Origin of the sequence: Vibrio sp. M260118, assembly GCF_036533755.1 — a bacterium.
Classification (GTDB): Bacteria; Pseudomonadota; Gammaproteobacteria; order Enterobacterales; family Vibrionaceae; genus Vibrio.
Map to the genome: position 1 here is coordinate 1 of NZ_JATABG010000349.1, position 3,666 is coordinate 3,666.

General features: G+C 46.1%; 5 protein-coding genes. 1 reads left to right on the top strand and 4 read right to left on the bottom strand.

Annotated elements, in window-relative coordinates:
* Positions 1–690: DEAD/DEAH box helicase (locus tag QTO00_RS16475; RefSeq protein ID WP_331425757.1), on the bottom strand; the 690-nt coding region annotated here is incomplete at its 3' end.
* Positions 691–789: 99 nt separating this feature from the next.
* Positions 790–1,344 carry a rhombosortase gene (rrtA, locus tag QTO00_RS16480; RefSeq protein WP_331425758.1) on the bottom strand — a complete coding sequence of 185 codons (555 nt, stop codon included), beginning with the start codon at positions 1,342–1,344 and terminating at the stop codon, positions 790–792.
* Between the two features lie 3 nt (positions 1,345–1,347).
* Between rrtA and QTO00_RS16485 the strand changes: the two genes are divergently transcribed.
* A complete protein-coding gene (locus QTO00_RS16485; protein ID WP_331425759.1) occupies positions 1,348–1,956 on the top strand; it encodes a tRNA-uridine aminocarboxypropyltransferase in 609 nt (202 codons plus the stop codon).
* 21 nt (positions 1,957–1,977) lie between these two features.
* On the opposite strand, the gene QTO00_RS16490 is transcribed toward QTO00_RS16485, so the two are convergent.
* Positions 1,978–3,294: an anti-phage deoxyguanosine triphosphatase gene (locus tag QTO00_RS16490; RefSeq protein ID WP_331425760.1), complete on the bottom strand. Its 1,317-nt coding sequence runs from the start codon at positions 3,292–3,294 to the stop codon at positions 1,978–1,980.
* Positions 3,295–3,391: 97 nt separating this feature from the next.
* On the bottom strand, positions 3,392–3,666 hold a 275-nt coding region (locus QTO00_RS16495; RefSeq protein ID WP_331425761.1), incomplete at its 5' end, for an EAL domain-containing protein.

Consider the following 3,666-nt stretch of genomic DNA (forward strand, 5'->3'; position numbering starts at 1 on the left):
TTTCATACGTTTGTCTGCTGGGTAAAAGCTTTGCCCAATAGTGACTGCGGTTGAGTTCTCGGGGTTTACTGATACTTCGACGGGGTCGTTAACCAAGCCTTTGGCTAGCTCGCGGATCTCAGCTGAGAAAGTTGCTGAAAATAGCAAGTTTTGGCGCTTAGCAGGCAGCAGATTAAGAATTTTACGAATGTCACGGATAAAGCCCATATCTAACATACGGTCAGCTTCATCTAGTACCAGCACTTCAAGTTGATCAAACTTAATGGCGTTTTGTTGGTAAAGGTCTAGTAGGCGACCTGGAGTTGCAACTAGCACATCGCAACCTTTGCGCAGCTTAATCATCTGTGGGTTAACTTTTACCCCACCAAACACTACCTGAGAAGTTAGGCGCTGATAACGGCTGTATTTAAATACGTTTTCTTGTACCTGAGCGGCGAGCTCACGTGTTGGAGTCAATATCAAGGCACGAACGTGATTACCTTTGACACGCTGACCGTTATCTAAACGCTCAAGAATCGGCAGTGTGAAGCCTGCAGTTTTACCTGTACCTGTCTGCGCGGCAGCCATGACATCTTTGCCTGCTAGTACGGCAGGAATGGCTTGCTCCTGAATTGGAGACGGTTTGTCATAGCCTTGCTCTTCAATTGCTTTGAGGATTGGGGCAGAAAGGCCTAAGGAGGTAAAACCCATATATTGTTCTCTATAATTCAACGGTGATCGCAGCGCGCTCAAAAATGCGTCGACACGAAAAAGGGCGTCATTCTGCGCCCTTTAGCCCTGAACATCAACCTATATATTTGCTCGTAGGCGGAGAATGAAACATTGGCTAGCGGCAAAAATAAAGCCAGAGAGCATACCAAACAGGTGAGATTCCACCGCAACACGAGCATTGATCAGTTCGCTGGTGGATGATGAAGCGCCCATAGTGAGTTCCCAGCCTATTTTGAGCATGACGCCAACAACCAATAGCCAACTACTCTTTCTGCCGTTGAGCGCTTCTTGCAGGGAGAAAAAGGCAAACAGGCCATGCAAAACACCTGATAAGCCGACATAGCCATTCATACTGGTTAGGAAATTAAGTGCGCCAACTGCAATACTAATAGTGATTAAACAAAATGTGAGTGCTTTTACTGATGGTTTGAATATAAAACTCATCACCCATAGGCCTGCAAGGTTCATGGCTAGGTGGGCAAAGTTGGTGTGAGTGAAATTTCCTGTTAGGATTCGCCACCACTGGCCGTGAATAATTAAGTCGCGTTGCCAACTCATCTGCGATGCCAAAGGTTCGACTTGAAGGCCGAGGCACACTAAGCTGATAGCGATTAACAGAAATAATAAGCGCACACTATGTCCCGATACTGTTCTCAATGTGGAAAATCACTCAAAGCGTGTATTTGTGAGTGGATACAAAGACTAACATCGAACGTTGAGTTGGTCATCTTGCAACATCACAGTGAAACAAATAGGCCAATGGGAACCGCGCGAATCTTAAATTTGTCTCTTGCTAATAGCTACTGCTTTAAAGGGGAGGACTTTTCTGCCCATGATGAGCTAAACCAACTGCTCAGTGATTCAAGCCACCACCACTTTGTGCTCTATCCTGGCGAGGGCTCAGTGAGTCATACTCAGGTGGCTGAAAAGCTCGCGGCTGAGCAAAAGGTCAGGGTTATTTTACTCGATGGTACGTGGAAGAAAGCGTATAAAATGTGGCAATTGTCTACCAATCTTCACGCTTTGCCTCTCGTACACTTACCTGATGACCTACAGGGTAACTATCGCATTCGTAAAGCACCAAGTGATAACAGCCTCTCGACGGTGGAAGCGGGCTACCATATTCTCTCTCTACTCGAACCTGAGAAAAACTTCTTACCCTTAATTGATGCGTTCAATCAAATGATCGAGTTTCAAATTGAGCAAATGCCCCCCGGCGTGTTTGAAAAAAACTACAGTGCTTGAAGCTGAGCTGTTTACTTCTTTCTAGTGAGAGGAGAACAATTGCTGGTGGAGTCTTTGTGCATGACCATCTGTCATCGACGAGATATAATCGGCAATCACTCGATAACCTTCACTGTCACTCTCTTTCGCGAGCCACTTCTGGCGTATATTAATAGGCAAGAGTCGTTCTGGGTCGGCGCTGAGCGCTTCAAAGATATCCATGATGATCTGCTGGCCTTTATACTCTGCTACCTGAACTTGAGGCACTTGAATTACGTAGTCACTGACGAATTTCTTTAATACGTTGAGTGCTTTCGCCATAGTGGGTTCTAGGACCGCATTAAAGCCGAGCAACTCACTTTGGAAAGGCGCGTCGACAGGTCTAATCGAAATACTGGTCAGTAGCGCGTTGACCATACCACCAATGGCATCTTTGCGTTGGTAGTGTGTGCCCGAAAATAGCATATCGGTGATTGATGCGATGTGCTTTTCAAACCAAGGGTCACCGCACTCGGATAGGTAGCTAGAGGCACCTTCAATCCACTGATGGCGGTTAACCATCCCTAACACAATGGCATCTTCTAAGTCGTGCACGCCATAGGCGATATCGTCGGCCAGTTCCATGATGGAGCAATCAATCGATTTATGTCGCGTTTTACTATGCTGTTTATCAGTGAGTTTTTCGTCACGCATCTGGCTGAATAGTAATTTGTCTTGTTCGCTCAATGGCTTAACCACCCAGTCAAACAGGGTTTTATCACAGTCATAAAGCCCTTTTGCTGGAGACCACTCTTTGGCTTTTAAACGGCGTTGATGGGTCACACTCTCCGGAACTTCTGCCGCGCGTGTATGGCTAATCATTGCTGGGTATTTTATTAAGCCAAGCAGGGTACGGCGAGTCAGGTTCATACCGAACTGCTCAGTATAGGGCTCAAGCTTAGTTACAATACGAAATGTCTGCGCATTGCCTTCAAAACCACCGTGTTCTCGCATCATATAGTTGAGGGCGACTTCACCACCGTGCCCATAGGGTGGGTGGCCGATATCATGAGCAAGGCAGAGTGAGTCAATTAAGCTGTCACTCGGTAATACATCTCTAAACTCAGGCTGCTTTTGTTTTAATTGAGCGACTATGCCAGTACCAAGTTGCGATGCTTCAAGAGAGTGGGTGAGGCGAGTGCGGTGGAAGTCATCAAAGCTATTACCGTGCACTTGAGTTTTTGCTTGGAGACGACGAAAAGCCGCAGAGTGGAGGATTCGCGCTCGATCTCTTTGGTACGGGCTGCGGTGGTCATCGCGGCGAATTTTATGTTCGTCATCGTGCCGTGCATGCCACTGAGAGTTAATTTCAAAGCTCATGAACTCTTCCCCACCTCTTTTCTGATTAGAGTTTCAGCATACCAAGTCGGTTGTTAGGTTAAAAGTATCTAAGACAAATAGTTGATTTAAATGATATTCAACTGTTGTCGTGACTAAACTCAACCAGCTCGTCTATTGGTAGCGGCTTAGCGTAAAAATAACCCTGTCCCAAATGGCATTCATGTTCGAGTAGATGATGATTCTGCTGTTTAGTTTCGATACCTTCCGCGACGACCTTAAGTGAGTGAGCTTGGCCAATGGCGATGATGGCGCGAATTAAAGCATCACTCTGTTCATTGATGAGCATTTTGTCGACAAAGGTTCGTTCAATTTTGATCTCGTTAATAGGTAAATTGCACAGATAACTGAGTG

Coding starts and splice junctions, on each gene's coding strand:
- QTO00_RS16485 (WP_331425759.1), top strand. CDS start 1,348: ATGTCCCGATACTGTTCTCAATGTGGAAAATCACTCAAAGCGTGTATT.
- QTO00_RS16490 (WP_331425760.1), bottom strand. CDS start 3,294: ATGAGCTTTGAAATTAACTCTCAGTGGCATGCACGGCACGATGACGAA.